This window comes from Pseudomonas protegens (genome assembly GCF_013407925.2).
Taxonomy (GTDB): domain Bacteria; phylum Pseudomonadota; class Gammaproteobacteria; order Pseudomonadales; family Pseudomonadaceae; genus Aquipseudomonas; species Aquipseudomonas fluorescens_AP.
Map to the genome: position 1 here is coordinate 6,373,363 of NZ_CP060201.1, position 19,264 is coordinate 6,392,626.

The following is a 19,264-nucleotide window of genomic DNA, read 5'->3' on the forward strand; positions in this document are numbered from 1 at the left end:
GGGGGCTGGGCCATTCAGTGCGGGTGGCATGGGGGCGCGCGTTCTAGTCTTCTGCGCCGGACGCAGGCAGGGCAAGTCGCAGCGACGTGCCCGCAAGCGGAGATGATTGCTCAAGTGATTTGTAACTATTTCCATGTTTTTTACATGGTTTAGTTAAAGTGATTTATTGATTATAAAAATCAAATAAAAACATAGGCTTACAGATTGTTTGTAATGTCGAATATGAAATTAATGCTGGTTGAGCAAGGAGCTGTCAGCTATGCCTGTAGTGGAACGCACGACTTTTCTGCCGGGCCGCAGTCCGGCCCAGGTCCTGGATTTCTGCCTTGAAGGGGTCAATTTTCCGAAAATCTTTCCCGAGCGCGTGACGCCCTTGGGCGGCATCGACATCAATGACCTGCGCATCAGTGTCGGGCGCCAGTTCAGCTTCCTGCACTGGATGTTCGGTGTCATACCGGCGAAATGGACGGTGGTTATACGTGAGGTCGGCGAGCGGCATTTTGTCGATGAAATGCTCAAGGGACCGCTGCGCGCCTTTCGTCATGAACATCGGGTCGAGGCCGCCGAAGGGGGCACCCTGTACACCGACCGGGTGACTTATCGGGCCATCGGTGGCGCACCTTTGGAATGGTTGGTGGTCAACGCCTACATGGCGCGGATTTTCGATGCCCGGCACCGCAACATGTTGCGCTTGCTGGGCTGATCGCGTCGCTGCATTGCTGTGTTCTGTTTTCCGACTCCAAGGAGCATGCCCATGAGCAAGAAGATACTGGTGGTCCTGACCAGCGTGGCCAAATACCCCAACCTGAACCGAGCCACCGGCCTGTGGCTGGGCGAGGCGGTGCATTTTGTGAAGAAGGTCGAGGCGGCGGGCTTCGCGGTGGATTACGTCAGCCCCAAGGGCGGCTACGTGCCCATCGATCCCCACAGCCTGGCCATGGCCGACGACACCGATTGGCAGTGGTACCAGGACAGCGCCTTCATGAGCCGCCTGGGCGCCACCTTGAAACCCTCGCAGGTCCAGGCCCGGGACTATGTGGCCATCTATTACGCCGGTGGTCATGGCGTGGTTTGGGATTTCCCCGACAACCCCGAGTTGCAGGCCCTGAGCCGGGACATCTACGAGCAGGGCGGTTACGTCAGCTCGGTCTGCCATGGCGCGGTGGGTTTGCTCAACATCAAGCTGGCGGACGGTTCGTTGCTGATCGCTGGCAAGCAGGTCACCGGGTTCTCCAATGAGGAGGAGAAGCTGGTCGAGCTTGACCAGTACGTGCCCTTCCTGACCGAAACCGAACTGCTCAAGCGCGGTGCCCTGTACCAGAAGGCCGCCGCGCCCTGGGCGCCGTTCGCCGTGGAAGATCAACGGGTGATCACCGGGCAGAACCCGGCCTCCGGCGGCCCCGTAGCGGACCTGCTGCTGGCGCACCTGTAGGAGCCGGCTTGCCGGCGAAGACGGCCGTGAGCCGGATGCAAGCTTGGAAACCGTCTTGGCTGGCAAGCCCGCGCCTGCAATCGGCCTGGTTGTTGGACAATTTATCCGTGGGGCAATAGGTGCTCGCGCCGTTTCATGCTTAACTTCGGCCTCTCAAGAATTTCCCATTGCTGTTCCATCATCACTGTTCAATAAGGACTCCGTTCATGGCTCAAGTCACTCTCAAAGGCAACCCGGTACAGGTTAATGGCCAACTGCCGCAAGTCGGCTCCAAAGCGCCTGCGTTCACCCTGGTGGGCGCCGGTCTGGCCGACGTTTCCCTGAGCAGCCTCGCCGGCAAGCGCAAAGTGCTGAACATCTTCCCAAGCGTCGACACCCCGACCTGCGCCACCTCGGTGCGCAAGTTCAACGCCCAGGCCAACGAACTGGCCAACACCGTGGTGCTGTGCATCTCCGCCGACCTGCCGTTCGCCCAGGCGCGCTTCTGCGGCGCCGAAGGCCTGGAAAACGTGCAGAACCTGTCGACCCTGCGCGGTCGTGAGTTCATCGAAAACTACGGCGTGGCCATCGCCGACGGCCCGCTGGCCGGCCTGACCGCCCGCGCGGTGGTGGTGCTGGATGAAAACGACACCGTGCTGCACAGCGAGCTGGTCAAGGAAATCGCCGAGGAGCCGAACTACGACGCGGCCCTGGCTGTGCTCAAGTAACAGCTTTTACAATTATTCACGGCCTGGCTCTGTCCAGGCCGTTTTTATTTGTGCTTCAGTGGCTTAGCGCCGCACCTTAAAACGTCAGTCAAAGGTAAATTGCCGGTAAAGGCGCTTTGCTAAAACCGCTCTAGTGCTTATCTTTCAGCCTTCCCCAAAGAAGACTCCCACGCGCCCAATGGTTGATCACTCCATGCAATCCTCTGCTCCCCGCAACTCTCGTCGCTGGCTGTTCGGCCTGTTTGTCCTGCTGCTGGTGGCCGGCTTGTGCTGGAAGTTCTGGCCCGCCGGCAGCGCCCCCAAAGAGGCTGCACAGGCGAAGGCCGCGGCCGGGCATACCGGACGCAGCGGCAGCCTGCGCCCTGGCTTCGGCAGTGCCAGCGGGCCGATCCCGGTGCGCGTGGCGCCGGTGACCCAGGGAGATTTCGCGGTGTACTTCAAGGCCCTGGGCACGGTGACTGCGTTGAACACCATCAATGTGCGTAGCCGGGTAGCGGGGGAGCTGGTCAAGGTCAATTTCGAGGAAGGGCAGATGGTCAAGGCCGGCGACCTGCTGGCGCAGATCGATCCGCGTCCCTACCAGAACGCCTTGCTCCAGGCCGAAGGCACCTTGCTGCAGAACCAGGCCCAGCTGAAGAACGCCCAGGTCGACCTTGAGCGCTACCGCGGCCTGTATGCCCAGGACAGCATCGCCAAGCAGACCCTGGACACCGCCGCGGCGCTGGTGGGCCAGTACCAGGGCACGGTCAAGACCAATCAGGCGGCGGTCAACGACGCCAAGCTCAACCTGGAATTCACCAATATCCGCGCGCCGATCGCCGGGCGCGTGGGCCTGCGCCAGCTGGACGTGGGCAACCTGGTGTCGGCCAATGACACCACGGCGCTGGTGATCATCACCCAGACCCAGCCGATCAGCGTGGCCTTCACCTTGCCGGAAAACAGCCTGGACACCGTGCTCAAGCGCTACCACAGCGGCGCCAAGCTGCCGGTGGAAGCCTGGGACCGGGGCGATGTGAAGCTGCAGGCCAGCGGCGTGCTGCAGAGCCTGGACAACCAGATCGACACCACCACCGGCACCCTGAAGTTCAAGGCGCGCTTCGATAACCGCGACCAGGGCCTGTTCCCCAACCAGTTCGTCAATGTGCGGCTGCTGGCCGACACCCTGAAGAACGTGGTGCTGGCGCCTTCGGCGGCGATCCAGTTCGGCACCAATGGCACCTTCGTCTACGCCCTGGATGGCGACAACAAGGTGAAGATCCGTCAGCTCAAGGTGGGCGACAGCAACGGCGAGTCGACGGTGATCAAGGACGGCCTCAAGGCCGGTGACCGGGTGGTGATGGAAGGCACCGACCGCCTCAAGGACGGCAGCGAGGTGGAAGTGGTCAACGACAGCGCGGCCGTGCCCACCACCCCCACCGAACACCTGCAGGGCAAGCCCGCCGGGGCGCCGGCCGCGGATGGCAAGCCGGCTGATGGCAAGGCGCAAAAGGTCGGCGCATGAATTTCTCGCGGCTGTTCATCCTTCGCCCGGTAGCCACCACCCTTAGCATGCTGGCCATTGTCCTGGCCGGCCTGATCGCCTATCGCCTGTTGCCGGTGTCGGCCTTGCCCCAGGTGGACTACCCGACCATCCGGGTCATGACCCTGTACCCCGGGGCCAGCCCGGACGTGATGACCAGCGCGGTCACCGCGCCCCTTGAGCGTCAGTTCGGGCAGATGCCGGGCCTGACCCAGATGGCCTCCACCAGCTCCGGTGGCGCCTCGGTGCTGACCCTGCGCTTCAGCCTCGACATCAATATGGACGTGGCCGAGCAGCAAGTGCAGGCGGCGATCAACGCTGCCACCAACCTGCTGCCCAAGGACCTGCCGGCGCCGCCGGTGTACAACAAGGTCAACCCGGCGGACACCCCGGTGCTGACCCTGGCCATTACCTCCAAGACCATGCTGCTGCCCAAGCTCAACGACCTGGTGGATACGCGCATGGCGCAGAAGATCGCCCAGATCAGCGGCGTCGGCATGGTCAGCATCGCCGGCGGCCAGCGCCAGGCGGTGCGGATCAAGGTCAACCCCGAGGCCCTGGCGGCCAACGGCCTGAACCTGGCGGACGTGCGCACCCTGATCGGCGCGTCCAACGTCAACCAGCCCAAGGGCAACTTCGACGGCCCGACCCGGGTGTCGATGCTCGATGCCAACGACCAGCTGACTTCGCCCAAGGACTACGCCGAGCTGATCCTGGCCTATAAAAATGGCGCGCCCCTGCGCCTGAAGGACGTGGCCGAGATCGTCGACGGCGCCGAGAACGAGCGCCTGGCGGCCTGGGCCAACGAAAACCAGGCGGTGCTGCTGAACATCCAGCGCCAGCCCGGGGCCAACGTGATCGAGGTGGTGGACCGGATCAAGGCGCTGCTGCCAAGCATCACCGACAACCTGCCGGCGGGCCTGGACGTGACCGTGCTCACCGACCGCACCCAGACCATCCGCGCCTCGGTCAAGGATGTGCAGCACGAACTGTTCATCGCCATCGCCCTGGTGGTGATGGTGACCTTCCTCTTCCTGCGTCGGGCCAGCGCCACCCTCATTCCGTCGATTGCCGTGCCGCTGTCGCTGATCGGCACCTTCGGCGTGATGTACCTGGCCGGTTTCTCGGTGAACAACCTGACCCTGATGGCCCTGACCATCGCCACCGGTTTCGTGGTGGACGACGCCATCGTCATGCTGGAGAACATCGCGCGCTTCATCGAGGAGGGCGACAGCCCGCTGCAGGCGGCGCTCAAGGGCGCCAGGCAGATCGGCTTCACCCTGATCTCCCTGACCCTGTCGCTGATCGCGGTACTGATCCCGCTGCTGTTCATGGCCGACGTGGTCGGGCGGCTGTTTCGCGAGTTCGCCATCACCCTGGCGGTGGCGATCCTGATTTCCCTGGTGGTGTCCCTGACCCTGACCCCGATGATGTGCGCGCGGCTGCTCAAGCGTGAGCCCAAGCCTGAAGAGCAGGGGCGCTTCTACCGCGCCAGCGGGGCCTGGATCGACTGGCTGATCGCAAGCTACGGGCGCAGGTTGCAGTGGGTGCTCAAGCACCAGTTCCTGACCCTGATGGTCGCCGTCGGCACCCTGGGCCTGACCGTGTTCCTGTACCTGGTGGTGCCCAAGGGCTTCTTCCCGGTGCAGGACACCGGGGTCATCCAGGGCATTTCCGAGGCGCCGCAGTCGGTGTCCTTCGCCGCCATGAGCCAGCGCCAGCAGGAACTGGCCAAGATCATCCTGCAGGACCCGGCGGTGCAAAGCCTGTCGTCCTACATCGGTGTCGACGGCGACAACGCCACCCTCAACAGCGGCCGCCTGCTGATCAACCTCAAGCCCCACAACGAGCGCGACCTGAGCGCGGCCCAGGTGATCGCGCGGATCCAGCCCGAGGTCGACAAACTGCTGGGCATCCGCCTGTTCATGCAGCCGGTGCAGGACCTGACCATCGAAGACCGGGTCAGCCGCACCCAGTACCAGTTCAGCCTGTCGTCGCCGGATGCCGAGCTGCTGAGCCTGTGGAGCACTCGCCTGGTGGAAGCCCTGGCCCAGCGCCCGGAACTCACCGACGTGGCCAGCGACCTGCAGGACAAGGGGCTGCAGGTGTACCTGGTGATCGACCGCGATGCCGCGTCCCGGGTCGGGGTTTCGGTGTCCAACATCACCGACGCCCTGTACGACGCCTTCGGCCAGCGCCAGATCTCCACCATCTATACCCAGGCCAGCCAGTACCGGGTGGTGCTCCAGGCCCAGGCCGGCGAGCGCATCGGGCCCCAGGCCCTGGAGCAGATCCACGTCAAGACCACCGACGGCGGGCAGGTGCGGTTGTCGAGCCTGGCCCATGTCGAAGAGCGTCAGGCGCAACTGGCCATCGCCCATATCGGCCAGTTCCCGGCGGTGATGATGTCCTTCAACCTGGCTCCGGGCGTGGCCCTGGGCAAGGCGGTGAACGTCATCGAGCAGGTGCAGCAGGAGATCGGCATGCCGGTGGGGGTGCAGACCCGCTTCCAGGGCGCGGCGGAAGCCTTCCAGGCCTCGCTGTCGAGCACCTTGCTGCTGATCCTGGCGGCGGTGGTGACCATGTACATCGTGCTCGGCGTGCTCTACGAGAGTTACATCCACCCGATCACCATCCTCTCCACCCTGCCTTCGGCGGCGGTGGGCGCCTTGCTGGCGCTGATCCTCAGCGGCAACGACCTGGGCATGATCGCCATCATCGGCATCATCCTGCTGATCGGCATCGTCAAGAAGAACGCGATCATGATGATCGACTTCGCCCTCGACGCCGAACGCCACCAGGGCATGGCCCCGGAGCAGGCGATCTATCAGGCGGCGCTGCTGCGCTTCCGGCCGATCCTGATGACCACCCTGGCGGCGCTGTTCGGCGCCGTGCCGCTGATGCTGGCCACCGGCTCCGGCGCCGAGCTGCGCCAGCCCCTGGGCCTGGTGATGGTCGGCGGCCTGCTGGTCAGCCAGGTGCTGACCCTGTTCACCACGCCGGTGATCTACCTGTACTTCGACCGCCTGGGTCGGCGCTTCGGCAAGCACGAAGTCCTCCAGGAGGAGCGGGTATGAAGCGGCGCAGCGGCAAGCTGCAAGCCGCAAGCTGCAAGTTAAAGCAGAAGCAAGAGTGCGCACCGATCCCGCTTTTCTCTTGCAGCTTGAGGCTTGAAGCTTGGAGCGGTCGCCCATGAACCTTTCGGGTCCTTTCATCAAGCGCCCGGTGGCGACCATGCTGCTGTCGCTGGCGATCATGCTGCTGGGCGGTGTGAGCTTCGGCCTGCTGCCGGTGGCGCCGTTGCCGCAGATGGATTTCCCGGTGATCGTGGTCCAGGCCAGCCTGCCGGGGGCCAGCCCCGAGGTCATGGCGTCCACCGTGGCCACGCCGCTGGAACGCTCGTTCGGCGCGATTGCCGGGGTCAACACCATGAGCAGCCGCTCCAGCCAGGGCTCGACCCGGGTGATCCTGCAGTTCGATCTGGACCGGGACATCAATGGCGCGGCGCGGGAAGTGCAGGCGGCCATCAACGCCTCGCGCAACCTGTTGCCCAGCGGCATGCGCAGCATGCCCACCTACAAGAAGGTCAACCCGTCCCAGGCGCCGATCATGGTCCTGTCGCTGACCTCCGATGTGCTGGAGAAGGGCCAGTTGTACGACCTGGCCTCGACCATCCTGTCCCAGAGCCTGTCCCAGGTGCAGGGCGTGGGCGAGGTGCAGGTCGGCGGCAGCTCCTTGCCGGCGGTGCGCATCGAGCTGGAGCCGCAACTGCTCAACCAGTACGGCGTGGCCCTGGATGATGTGCGCAATGCCATCGCCAACGCCAACCAGCGCCGGCCCAAAGGCTCGGTGGAAGATGACCAGCGGCTGTGGCAGATCCAGGCCAACGACCAGCTGGAAAAGGCCCGTGACTACGAGCCGCTGATCATCCACTACAAGGACGGTGCGGCCCTGCGCCTGAAAGACGTGGCCAAGGTCAGCGACGGCGTGGAAGACCGCTACAACAGCGGCTTCTTCAACGATGACGCAGCGGTGCTGCTGGTGATCAACCGTCAGGCCGGGGCCAACATCATCGAGACGGTGAACGAGATCAAGGCCCAGTTGCCGGCGTTGCAGGCGGTGCTGCCGGCCAGCGTCAAGCTCAACCTGGCCATGGACCGCTCGCCGGTGATCAAGGCCACCTTGCACGAGGCGGAGATGACCCTGCTGATCGCCGTGGCCCTGGTGATCCTGGTGGTGTTCCTGTTCCTCGGCAATTTCCGCGCGTCGGTGATCCCGACCCTGGCGGTGCCGGTGTCGCTGGTGGGCACTTTCGCCGTCATGTACCTCTATGGCTTTTCCCTGAACAACCTGTCGCTGATGGCGCTGATCCTCGCCACCGGGCTGGTGGTGGACGACGCCATCGTGGTCCTGGAGAACATTTCCCGGCACATCGACGAAGGCATCGCGCCAATGAAGGCGGCGTACCTGGGGGCCAAGGAAGTGGGCTTCACCCTGCTGTCGATGAACGTTTCGCTGGTGGCGGTGTTCCTGTCGATCCTGTTCATGGGCGGGATCATCGAGAGCCTGTTTCGTGAATTCTCCATCACCCTGGCGGCGGCCATCGTGGTGTCCCTGGTGGTGTCCCTGACCCTGACCCCGATGCTCTGTGCGCGCTGGCTCAAGCCCCATGTCCCGGGCCAGGAAAACGCCCTGCAACGCTGGAGCCGACGCAGCAACGAGTGGATGGTGGGCAAGTACGCCACCAGCCTGGATTGGGTGCTGCGGCACAAGCGCCTGACCCTGTTCAGCCTGCTGGTGACCATCGGCGTCAACGTGGCCCTGTACGTGGTGGTGCCCAAGACCTTCATGCCGCAGCAGGACACCGGCCAGTTGATCGGCTTCGTGCGCGGCGACGACGGCCTGTCCTTCAGCGTGATGCAGCCGAAGATGGAGATCTTCCGCCGCGCCGTGCTCAAGGACACCGCGGTGGAAAGCGTGGCCGGCTTTATCGGCGGCAACAACGGCACCAACAACGCCTTCATGCTGGTGCGCCTGAAGCCGATCAAGGAGCGCGACATCTCGGCGCAGAAGGTCATCGAGCGCCTGCGCAAGGAAATGCCCAAGGTGCCCGGCGCGCAACTGATGCTGATGGCCGACCAGGACCTGCAGTTCGGTGGCGGCCGCGAACAGACCACCTCGCAGTATTCCTACATCCTGCAAAGCGGCGACCTGGGCGAGCTGCGCCAGTGGTACCCGAAAGTGGTCAGCGCGCTGCGCGCCTTGCCCGAACTGACCGCCATCGACGCCCGCGAAGGCCGTGGCGCCCAGCAGGTGACCCTGGTGGTCGATCGCGACCAGGCCAAGCGCCTGGGGGTGGACATGGACATGGTCACCGCGGTGCTCAACAACGCCTACAGTCAGCGGCAGATTTCCACCATCTACGACAGCCTCAACCAGTATCAGGTGGTGATGGAGGTCAACCCGAAATACGCCCAGGACCCGATCACCCTGAATCAGGTGCAGGTCATCACCAGTACCGGGGCGCGGATTCCGCTGTCGACCATCGCCCATTATGAAAACAGCCTGGAAGACGACCGGGTCAGTCACGAAGGGCAGTTCGCCTCGGAGAGCATTTCCTTCGACATGGCCGAAGGCGTGACGGTGGAGCAGGGCACCGCGGCCATCGAGCGGGCAATCGCCAAGCTGGGCATGCCCGAGGACGTGATCGTCAAGATGGCCGGCACCGCCGACGCCTTCGCCGCCACCCAGAAGAGCCAGCCGTTCATGATCCTCGGCGCCTTGCTGGCGGTGTACCTGGTGCTCGGGGTGCTCTATGAAAGCTACATCCACCCGCTGACCATCCTCTCCACCTTGCCCTCGGCCGGGGTCGGTGCCTTGCTCTCGATCTACGTGCTGGGCGGCGAGTTCAGCCTGATCTCGCTGCTGGGGCTGTTCCTGCTGATCGGCGTGGTGAAGAAGAACGCCATCCTGATGATCGACCTGGCGCTGCAACTGGAGCGCCACCAGGGCCTGGACCCGCTGCAATCGATCCGCAGCGCCTGCCTGCAGCGTCTGCGGCCGATCCTGATGACCACCCTGGCGGCGATTCTCGGCGCCTTGCCCTTGCTGCTGGGGGGCGCCGAGGGCTCGGAAATGCGCCAGCCCCTGGGCCTGACCATCATTGGCGGCCTGGTCTTCAGCCAGGTGCTGACCCTTTACACCACCCCGGTGGTCTACCTCTACCTCGATCGCCTGCGCCACAAGTTCAACCACTGGCGTGGGGTCCGTACCGATGCCGCTCTGGAAACGCCGCTATGAACGACCAATCGTCCCGTCCCGTTACTCTGCTGTCCGCCCAGCGCCTGGCCATGGCCCGGGGTTCGCGGGCCTTGAGCCTGGGCCTGTGCGTGGCGCTGCTCAGTGCTTGCGCCATCGGGCCCGATTACCAGCGCCCGCCAGTGGCCGAGCCTGTGCAGTACAAGGCGGCCGAGGGCTGGCGCCAGGCCAATCCCAGCGATGCCCTGGCCCGGGGCGCCTGGTGGGAGCTGTACGGTGACGCCCAGCTCAACGGCCTGATCGAGCGCCTCAACAGTTCCAACCAGAGCGTGGCCCAGTCCGAGGCCCAGTACCGTCAGGCCCAGGCCCTGGTGCGCAGCTCCCGCGGGGCGTTCTTCCCCAGTGTCGACCTCAGCGCCGGCAAGACCCGCGCCAGCCAGGGCACCGGCAGCAGCAGTTCGGGGCTGAGCAGTTCCAGCAGCGGCATTCGCGACACCTACAACACCCAGTTGGGGGTGAGCTGGGAGGCGGATGTCTGGGGCAAGCTGCGCCGTGGCCTGGAAGCCAACGAAGCCAGCGCCGAGGCGAGCTTCGCCGATCTGGCGGCCATGCGCCTGAGCCAGCAGTCGGAGCTGGTGCAGAACTACCTGCAACTGCGGGTGATCGATGAACAGAAGCGCTTGTTGGAAGCCACGGTGGCGGCCTATCAGCGCTCCCTGACCATGACCCAGAACCAGTATCAGGCCGGGGTGTCCGGCAAGGATGCGGTGGCCCAGGCCCAGACCCAGCTCAAAAGCACCCAGGCCGACCTGATCGACCTGATCTGGCAGCGGGCGCAGTTCGAAAACGCCATCGCGGTGCTGATGGGCGTGCCGCCGGCCGAATTCAACCTGGCAGAAACCCCGCGGATTCCGGCGCTGCCCCAGGTGCCCCTGGCTGTGCCCTCGCAGTTGCTGGAGCGGCGTCCGGATATCGCCTCGGCGGAGCGTTCGGTGATGGCCGCCAACGCCAATATCGGCGTGGCCAAGGCCGCCTATTACCCGGACCTGACCCTGAGCCTGGCCGGCGGCTACAGCAGCAGTACCTACGCCAACTGGATCAGCCTGCCGAACCGCTTCTGGTCGGTGGGGCCGAAACTGGCCATGACCCTGTTCGACGGTGGCCAGCGCTCGGCGGAAGTGGATCGCACTGAAGCCGCCTATGACCAGACCGTGGCCAAGTACCGGCAGACCGTGCTCGACGGTTTTCGCGAGGTGGAGAACTACATGATCCAGCTCAAGGTCCTGGAGGACGAGGCGGGGGTGCGTCAGCAGGCCCTGGATTCGGCCCGCGAGGCCCTGCGCCTGACCGAGAACCAGTACAAGGCCGGACTCATCGGTTATCTGGACGTGGTCACCAGCCAGACCACGGCCCTGAGCAACGAACGCAGCGTCCTCAGCCTGCTGCAGAGCCGGCTGATTGCCAGCGTGCAATTGATCGCCGCGCTGGGCGGCGGCTGGGACGGCCAATTGCAGGTCGGCGAGCAGAAATAGGCCGCCATCAGGGCCTCGCGCAGGGGCGCGCGAGGCCCTCGATCACGCCGCGCAAAGCCCATGCCCACAAGGGCTGTAGGGGCATCAAAGGCCCGGGCCAGACGTTCTGTCTGACTACTGGCTTTTTGCTCACTTTGTAGATGCGTTCTTCTGCGCAATCAGTACAATCTGCGCTTTTGCCCGCCGGGCAAACATCGGCACAACGGCCAAGAGATGCCCCATGCTCATCGGTAGTTATTCACCCGCCCTGGTCGTGATCTCCATTTTCGTGGCGATCCTCGCTTCCTATACCGCCCTCGATCTCACCGGACGCATCACCACCACCAAAGGCCGCGCGGCCTACCTGTGGATGTGCGGCGGCGGGCTGGCCATGGGCATTGGCGTGTGGTCCATGCACTTTATCGGCATGCTCGCCTTCGAGCTGCCCATCGAGCTGGGCTACGACGTTGCGCTGACCGCCTTGTCGCTGCTGATCTCGATCCTGTCCTGCGGCTTCGCCCTGTGGCTGGTGAGCCAGCCGCGCCTGCCGCTGTGGCAACTGCTGTTTGGCGCCTTGATCATGGGCGTCGGTATCAGTGGCATGCATTACACCGGCATGGCGGCCATGCGCATGCAGCCGGGTATCGACTACGACCCGAGCCTGTTCAGCGCCTCGTTGCTGATCGCCTTTGGTGCTTCGCTGGCGGCGCTGTGGATCGCCTTTCGCCTGCGCCAGAACACCCCCCATGTGCGTCTGGCCCGCGCCGGCGCGGCGATTGTGATGGGCTTTGCCATCGTCGGCATGCACTACACCGGCATGGCCGCGGCGCGTTTCAGTGACGGCAGTTTCTGTGGGGCCCTGGGCAACGGCCTGAGCGGCAGGGGCCTGGACAATCTGGTGCTGATCACCACCCTGGCGGTGCTGATCATCGCCTTGCTGACCTCGGTGCTGGACGCGCGCCTGGAAGCCCGTACCGCGGTGCTGGCGCAATCCTTGACCGAAGCCAACAAGGAGCTGACCCAGCTGGCGCTGCACGACACCCTGACCGGTTTGCCGAACCGCATTCTGCTGGCGGACCGCATCGACCAGGCCATGCACCGGGTCACCGCCCATGGTGGCTGCTTTGCGCTGATGTTCATCGATCTGGATGGCTTCAAGCCGGTTAACGACGCGTTTGGCCATCACATGGGCGACCAGTTGCTGCGGGAAGTGGCCTTGCGCCTGCGCGAGGACCTGCGCAGCGAAGACACCCTGGCGCGGATCGGCGGCGACGAATTCGTACTGCTGGTGCAGCTCGCCGAGCCGGATGATGCCCTGCGCCTGGCGGCGCGGCAGGTGGGCCTGGTGTCCCGCTCGTTTCGCGTGGCCGACCACGAGTTGCAGATTTCCGCCAGCATCGGCATCGCGGTGTACCCCGGCAATGGCCTGACCGCCCAGGAACTGCTGATGAATGCCGACGCGGCGATGTATCACGCCAAGGCCACCGGCAAGAACGGCTACAGCTTTTTCGACGCTTCGATGAACAGCAATGCCCGGCGCCAACTGCAGTTGCTTCAGGACCTGCGCAATGCCCTGGAACACAATCAGTTGCGCCTGTACTACCAGCCCAAGTTCGACGCCGGCGACGGTCGTCCGGTGGGCGCCGAGGCGCTGTTGCGCTGGGAGCACCCGCAGCACGGCCTGTTGCTGCCGGACAAGTTCATCGAACTGGCGGAGAAGAGCGGGCTGATCATCGCCATCGGCGACTGGGTGCTGCACGAGGCCTGCCGGCAGATGCGCCAGTGGTATGTCCAGGGCTACACCGACTGGCGCATCGCGGTGAACCTCTCGGCCTTGCAGTTCTGCCATGTGGGGCTGGTCAAGAGCGTGGCCCAGGCCCTGGAGCGCAATCAGCTGCCGGCCAACAACCTGACCCTGGAAATCACCGAGACCACGGCGATGAACGACGCCGATGTCAGCATGATCGTCCTGCAGCAGCTGTCGGACATGGGGGTGGACCTGTCCATCGACGACTTCGGCACTGGCTATTCGAGCCTGATGTACCTCAAGCGTCTGCCGGCCAACGAGCTGAAGATCGACCGTGGTTTTGTCCGCGACCTGGAGCACGACAGCGACGACGCGGCCATCGTCTCGGCGATCGTCGCCCTGGGCCAGGCCCTGGGCCTGCGCATCGTTGCCGAGGGGGTGGAGAGCGGGGTGCAGCAGAGCTTCCTCACCCAGCTGGGCTGCGACTCGCTGCAAGGCTATTACCTGGGCCACCCGCTACCGCCCGAGAGCTTCATGCAGGGCATCCACCAGGCGGAACAAAAGGCCCGGCACGACGCCTGAGACCGGCCTCGGCCGATTATCGCCAGAGGCGAGGTCCTGTGATCCCGGAATAGAGGCTGTTTGATGTCACTGCGGTTTTCTTCGCTGCCCGTGGGGTGTTTAATGGCGGGCGTTGAAATGATCAGTCAGGGGGTCGGCAGTATGGACAAAGTCATCGTTATCACCGGTGGCGGGCGGGGAATCGGTGCGGCCACGGCATTGCTGGCCGCGCAGCAGGGTTTCAAGGTGTGCATCAATTACCAGGCCGACGAGCAGGCGGCGCATCAGGTGCTGGAGCAGGTCCGCGCCCTGGGCGTCCAGGCCATCACCGTCCGGGCCGACGTCAGCATCGAAGATGAAGTCATTGGCCTGTTCCAGCGGGTCGACAGCGAGCTGGGCCGGGTCACCGCCCTGGTCAACAACGCCGGGACCGTGGGGCACCAGTCCCGCCTCGATGAAATGTCCGAATTCCGCATCCAGAAGATCATGAAGACCAATGTCATGGGGCCGATCCTCTGCGCCAAGCACGCCGTGCTGCGCATGTCGCCGCGCCATGGCGGGCAGGGCGGCAGCATCGTCAACGTGTCGTCGGTGGCGGCGCGCCTGGGTTCTCCCGGCGAATACGTCGACTACGCCGCGTCCAAGGGCGCCCTGGACAGCTTCACCATCGGCCTGTCCAAGGAAGTGGCGGGCGAGGGCATCCGCGTCAATGCGGTGCGCCCGGGCTACATCTACACCGACGTTCATGCCCTGAGCGGCGACGCCGACCGGGTCAGCAAACTGGAATCGGCGATTCCCATGGGCCGCGGCGGACGTCCCGACGAAGTGGCCGAGGCCATTCTCTGGCTGCTGTCGGACAAGGCCTCCTACACCACCGGCAGCTTCATCGACCTGGGCGGCGGCCGCTGAGCCCCCGCAAGTCTGCAGCCTATCCCACAGGAGCCGGCTTGCCGGCGAAGGGGCCCTCAAGCCTTGCGCCGGGCTTGCCAACGCCTTCGCTGGCAAGCCAGCTCCTACGGTTTCCTCCGCGGGCGCGGCGGCGGCCGGGGCCGAACAGCAGGGCCAGCAACAGCCCCAGCACGCTGATGCCAAAGCTCATCAACTGTGGCATCAGGAACCCCAGGGTTTCCCCCGGGCGGTTGCAGCTGTAGCCATATCCGTAGCCTTGTTCATCGGCCCAGACGCCTGGTGTGGCGCTCAGGTCCACGGGCGCCGAAGGCACGGGTTCCTCATTGGAGAACCCCAGGTTCGAATGACTCGCGCTGCGCCTTTCCAGCTGTTCGATGGCCTGCAGCTGAGCGTCGTTGCAGCGGTTATGCGCCCAATTGCCGACCACCACCAGGACGGACAGCACAAGCAGCAGCGGCACCGGGTAATAACGCCGGCTCCGCAGCAGGGGCGCCACCACCAGCCCGGCCAGGAAACCCGATAGCAGCAGATTGACCCCGAACCACGGGAGGCCTTCCCAGCTCGGCGGTATCAGCTGCACCATCAGCGGGGGCAGCACAACGCGGGAGAACAGCAGGCACAGGGCGGCCGCGAGCAGGGTGATCAGCAGGGTCTTGATCCAGGATTTCATGGGCAATGCATAACCTTTAAGAAGGGGTGGTAAACGGGGTCTATCAGTGCTGCGCCAGCTATTGGGGCATCGGCGGCGGGGTAAAGCGCCGGGCGTATTCGAGCATCTCCCGGGGGAAGACCATGTGCTTGACCGCGCTGTCGTCCAGGCCGTAGAGGTAGGCCACTGCCGCGGCTTCAAAGGCCCAGTAGCCGAAGTAGGAACCTTCGTCGCCGTCCAGGTGGCTGTCGTGCCATGGGGCCTGTTCGAACGCCTCGTACCACTGGTTGCAGTACTCCACCAGCAGTTCCCGGGGTTCATCCGGATCTTCGGTGTAGATGGCCCGGATCAGGGGCGTGGAGACGTCGTGGAACCACTGATCAACGTCTTCACGATCCGGCAGGTAGGCCTTGAGCAGGTCCTCGATCAGGGTGTCCTGGCCGCTAAAGCCGGCACGGTCCTGCAGCAGCACCAGACGCGGTAGCAGGTCGCTGCGTTGCAGCAGGATGCACAGGCTGATGACCTGGACATATTCCTCGTACTCGTCGGGGTAGTCCTGGATGTTCAGCGGTGCGATATCCGGCCGTTCTTCGTAAACCCCCATCTTGCGCTGGTAGTCCTCGTAGCCTTCGATCACCCCATCCAGCTCCCGGGCCAGTTGCTCCATGGGTGCACCGCCGGTGTAGCCCAGGATCAGGTGGTGCAGGCGCGCGCTGCGCACATTGGAGGCCTTGAGGGAGGCTTCCTGCTCGGGGCTGTCGGCCATCATCGAGTGGGTCTGCCAGTGCGCCTCTTCGCCGGCCAGGCTTTCGAGGAAGTCGTGGTACTGCTTGTGGCTGAGAAACACTTGTCTGCGGTTCATGTCGGTGCCTTGTCTCAGTAGACGGGAATCAGGGTGAAGGGCGCCTTGCGCTGCGAGGTTTCCAGCAGCAGGGTCGCCAGGTCGACTTCGGCGGGCTCCAGGTCGAGCTGCTCCAGCTCTTCCTCCAACTGCTGTGCATCCGCGGGCAGGGCAACGATTGGCCGACGCAGGTAGGGCCGTGGGTCTTCGCCGTAGTAGACCTGCACCGGGCCCTCGGGGATGCCTTCCAGGCGGGCAAAACCTTCCTGGTCGAGGTTGCCCTCGGCTTGCGAGCCGTCACTGAACACCGCTCGGTAGGCGGCGCCGGACACCGGCTCCAGGTTCGGGTAGTGCAGGTTCAGTTCCAGCCAGTGGCCCTCACCGCTGAGGTGTTCCAGGCCCTGGTTGACGTCCTGGGCGAGGCTTGCGGCATCGGGGGCGCCGGGTTGTGGCGCGGCGCTGATGGTCGTTGGCCGCGGTTCCAGGGACGACTGCGGCTTGGGCGCCAGGGCCGGGCCGCGGCTGTGGGCGGCGGCCGAGTTGTTGCGCTGTTCGGCGATCCACGGGGCGATGCGTTCTTGCACCGTCACCATGAGAAATTCGGTGTGTTCGCAGGCTTCGTTGAGGTTGTGCAGCACCAGGCGCTGCTGCTCGGGCGTGAGGCCGTTGAAGGTGCTGGAGGCGCTCACGCCGCGGATGATCTCGGGCAGTTCTTCGGCCAGGCGCACGGGGTCCAGGCACTTTTCCAGCAGCTGTTCGGGGCTGGTTTTCAGGCGGCAGGCCAGCAGGGTGTGGCGGATCAGGTCGAAGAGTTTTTCGGCGTGGCGCTGGTGGGCGCGGTTGATCAGGCGCAAAAGGATCTTCAGGCCGTGCCCGGGGCCGGGGATCCAGCCGATCAGGGCCAGGGCCAGGTCGAAGAAGGCGTCTTCCTCGTCCTTGGGGTTGTTGATGGCGTCCAGTTCGAAGATCGCCTGGATGCAGTCGTAGGCGTTGAGTTCCTGGGTCAGCAGGGGCAGGCGGCCGCGTTCGATGGCCTTGATCAGTTCGGCCTTGGCCTCTGGGTAGTCGTCGTAATACAGGTCTTCGACCATGACGTGTTCCTTTCCCTGGAAAAATGGAGCGCGGATGCTGAATGAATTGAGGGGGTGGGGCAAGGCGCCTTGGCGGTTTTTTTATGTTGGGAGGTGTGCATTGTTGTGGTTGTGGGGGCATATCCGTTGCTGCGGGTGGGGCGGTTGGCGGTTTCGCTCTTACAGCGACTCACTTTGGAAAAGCCGGAATGCCGGCCCAGACTAAAGTGAGCAAAACGCTTCTGCCCCTCCACTCCGTCAGATCAAGATCAAGAGCGTGACGGCGGCCTACCGGCCGGCCTTGTTTCATTTGTCCTTTACAGGGCGACGTTGCTTTTGGCAGGGCCGAAGGTCCTGTGGACCTTTTCGCAGCTTCGCAGGCTCAGCAGCGGCTACAGAACGCACATACTCTGTAGCCGCTGCCGCAGGCTGCGAACGGCTCCGCAGGAGACGCCACGATCTTTAGGTTGCTGCGCGTTCGACAGGAGATCGCCAAGCAAGGTCCTGCGGACCTTTGCGCAGCTTCGCCCTGGCTCAGCAGCGGCTACAGGGCCAATGCCGATCGGGGATTTGTGTAGACGCTGCCGCAGGCTGCGAACGGCTTGGGCGGCATTCCGACGCCGTAGACGCTAAGCACCACTCAAAAGGAGCGGATGATGCGGCCCAGGGTTTCCATGGCCTGTTCCGCGGCGTCGTTCCAGGGGCTGCCGTAGTTCAGGCGGATGCAGTTGCGAAAGCGCTGGGTCGGGGAAAAGATCGGCCCGGGAGCAATGCTGATGCCTTGGGCCAGGGCCATCTGGAACAGTTTCAGCGAGTCCATCTGCGGCGGCAGTTCCAGCCACAGGAAGTAGCCACCCGCCGGCTGGCTGACCCGGGTCTGCGCCGGGAAGTAGCGGGCAATCGCCGCCAGCATGGCGCTCTGCTGTTCTTCCAGGGCGTAGCGCAGTTTGCGCAGGTGGCGGTCGTAGCCGCCGTGCTGCAGGTAGTCGGCAATCGCCGCCTGGGCCGGCATCGAGGCGCACAGCGAGGTCATCAGTTTCAGCCGTTCGATTTTCTGCGCATAACGCCCGGCCGCCACCCAGCCGATGCGGTAGCCGGGGGCCAGGCTTTTGGCGAAGGAGCCGCAGTGCATCACCAGGCCCTCGGTGTCGAAGGCCTTGGCCGGTTTCGGCGCCTGCTGGCCGTAGTACAGCTCGGCGTAGACGTCGTCTTCGATCAGTGGCACTTGATGCTGGCGCAGCAGTTCCACCAGTTCCTGCTTCTTGGCCTCGGGCATGCTCGCGCCCATGGGGTTCTGGAAGCTGGTCATGCACCAGCAGGCCTTGATCGGGTGGCGTTCCAGGGTCTGGGCCAGGACCCCGAGGTCGATGCCGTCCCGCGGGTGCACGGGAATTTCCACCGCCTTGAGCTTGAGCCGTTCCAGCACTTGCAGGCTGGCATAGAAGGCCGGGGCCTCGATCGCCACCAGGTCGCCGGGTTCGGTCACCGCTTGCAGGCACAGGTTCAGGGCCTCCAGGGCGCCGTTGGTGATCAGCAGCTCCTCCATGGGCAGCATCAGCCCGGCCACCATGTAGCGCAGGGCGATCTGCCGGCGTAGTTGCGGGTTGCCCGGGGACATGTCGGTGACCACCACCCGCGGGTCCATCTCGCGGCTGGCGCTGGCCAGGGAGCGGGACAGGCGTTGCAGGGGGAACAGGGTCGGGCTGGGAAACGCCGAGCCGAAGGGCACGGTGCTCGGGTCCTTGATCGAGTCGAGCACCGAGAACACCAGTTCGCTGACATCGACTTCAGTGGATTCGTTGACTTCGCTGCTGATCACCGGCTCGGAGAACGGGCTCGGCGCGTGGGCGTTGACGAAGTAGCCGGAACGCGGACGGGCGCGGATCAGGCCGCGGCGCTCCAGCAGGTAGTAGGCCTGGAACACCGTTGACGGGCTGACCCCGTAGGTCTGGCTGGCGTAGCGTACCGAAGGCACGCGCTGTCCCGGGCCCAGGACCCCGGAGCGGATCAGTTCGGCGATGTCATCGGCGAATTTTTCGTAGCGTTTCATCTGCGGGGCA

At 64.6% G+C, this 19,264-nt stretch carries 13 protein-coding genes; 9 read left to right on the plus strand and 4 right to left on the minus strand.

What is annotated here, in order from left to right:
- Positions 1-259 precede the first annotated feature (259 nt).
- The 9 genes from GGI48_RS29425 to GGI48_RS29465 all read left to right on the plus strand — a co-directional run bounded on the left by GGI48_RS29425 (position 260) and on the right by GGI48_RS29465 (position 14,644).
- Complete coding sequence (locus GGI48_RS29425) at positions 260-703, plus strand: polyketide cyclase (protein ID WP_016963122.1); 444 nt, start codon at positions 260-262, stop codon at positions 701-703.
- A gap of 51 nt (positions 704-754) precedes the next feature.
- Complete coding sequence (locus GGI48_RS29430; protein WP_179601470.1) at positions 755-1,432, plus strand: type 1 glutamine amidotransferase domain-containing protein; 678 nt, start codon at positions 755-757, stop codon at positions 1,430-1,432.
- Positions 1,433-1,638: 206 nt separating this feature from the next.
- Complete coding sequence (gene tpx / locus GGI48_RS29435; RefSeq protein ID WP_016963124.1) at positions 1,639-2,139, plus strand: thiol peroxidase; 501 nt, start codon at positions 1,639-1,641, stop codon at positions 2,137-2,139.
- A gap of 178 nt (positions 2,140-2,317) precedes the next feature.
- Positions 2,318-3,640 (plus strand): MdtA/MuxA family multidrug efflux RND transporter periplasmic adaptor subunit, encoded by a 1,323-nt coding sequence (locus GGI48_RS29440; protein WP_179601472.1) that lies wholly within the window; start codon positions 2,318-2,320, stop codon positions 3,638-3,640.
- Complete coding sequence (locus GGI48_RS29445; protein WP_179601474.1) at positions 3,637-6,735, plus strand: MdtB/MuxB family multidrug efflux RND transporter permease subunit; 3,099 nt, start codon at positions 3,637-3,639, stop codon at positions 6,733-6,735. The genes GGI48_RS29440 and GGI48_RS29445 overlap by 4 nt, the downstream gene beginning before the upstream one ends.
- A 115-nt stretch (positions 6,736-6,850) precedes the next feature.
- A complete protein-coding gene (locus tag GGI48_RS29450; RefSeq protein WP_179601476.1) occupies positions 6,851-9,958 on the plus strand; it encodes an efflux RND transporter permease subunit in 3,108 nt (1,035 codons plus the stop codon).
- Positions 9,955-11,448 (plus strand): efflux transporter outer membrane subunit, encoded by a 1,494-nt coding sequence (locus tag GGI48_RS29455; RefSeq protein ID WP_179601478.1) that lies wholly within the window; start codon positions 9,955-9,957, stop codon positions 11,446-11,448. The genes GGI48_RS29450 and GGI48_RS29455 overlap by 4 nt, the downstream gene beginning before the upstream one ends.
- Before the next feature lie 220 nt (positions 11,449-11,668).
- On the plus strand, positions 11,669-13,756 hold the full coding sequence (locus GGI48_RS29460; RefSeq protein ID WP_179601480.1) for a bifunctional diguanylate cyclase/phosphodiesterase: 2,088 nt from the start codon (positions 11,669-11,671) through the stop codon (positions 13,754-13,756).
- Between the two features lie 141 nt (positions 13,757-13,897).
- On the plus strand, positions 13,898-14,644 hold the full coding sequence (locus GGI48_RS29465; RefSeq protein ID WP_179601482.1) for an SDR family oxidoreductase: 747 nt from the start codon (positions 13,898-13,900) through the stop codon (positions 14,642-14,644).
- A gap of 19 nt (positions 14,645-14,663) precedes the next feature.
- On the opposite strand, the gene GGI48_RS29470 is transcribed toward GGI48_RS29465, so the two are convergent.
- From GGI48_RS29470 to mapR, 4 genes are all read right to left on the minus strand, one after another.
- Positions 14,664-15,314 (minus strand): hypothetical protein, encoded by a 651-nt coding sequence (locus GGI48_RS29470; RefSeq protein WP_260620564.1) that lies wholly within the window; start codon positions 15,312-15,314, stop codon positions 14,664-14,666.
- Between the two features lie 58 nt (positions 15,315-15,372).
- A complete protein-coding gene (locus GGI48_RS29475) occupies positions 15,373-16,155 on the minus strand; it encodes a PoNe immunity protein domain-containing protein (protein ID WP_179601484.1) in 783 nt (260 codons plus the stop codon).
- A gap of 14 nt (positions 16,156-16,169) precedes the next feature.
- Complete coding sequence (locus tag GGI48_RS29480; protein ID WP_179601487.1) at positions 16,170-17,225, minus strand: hypothetical protein; 1,056 nt, start codon at positions 17,223-17,225, stop codon at positions 16,170-16,172.
- Positions 17,226-17,844: 619 nt separating this feature from the next.
- On the minus strand, positions 17,845-19,254 hold the full coding sequence (gene mapR / locus GGI48_RS29485; RefSeq protein WP_047304573.1) for a GntR family transcriptional regulator MpaR: 1,410 nt from the start codon (positions 19,252-19,254) through the stop codon (positions 17,845-17,847).
- Positions 19,255-19,264: the final 10 nt, after the last annotated feature.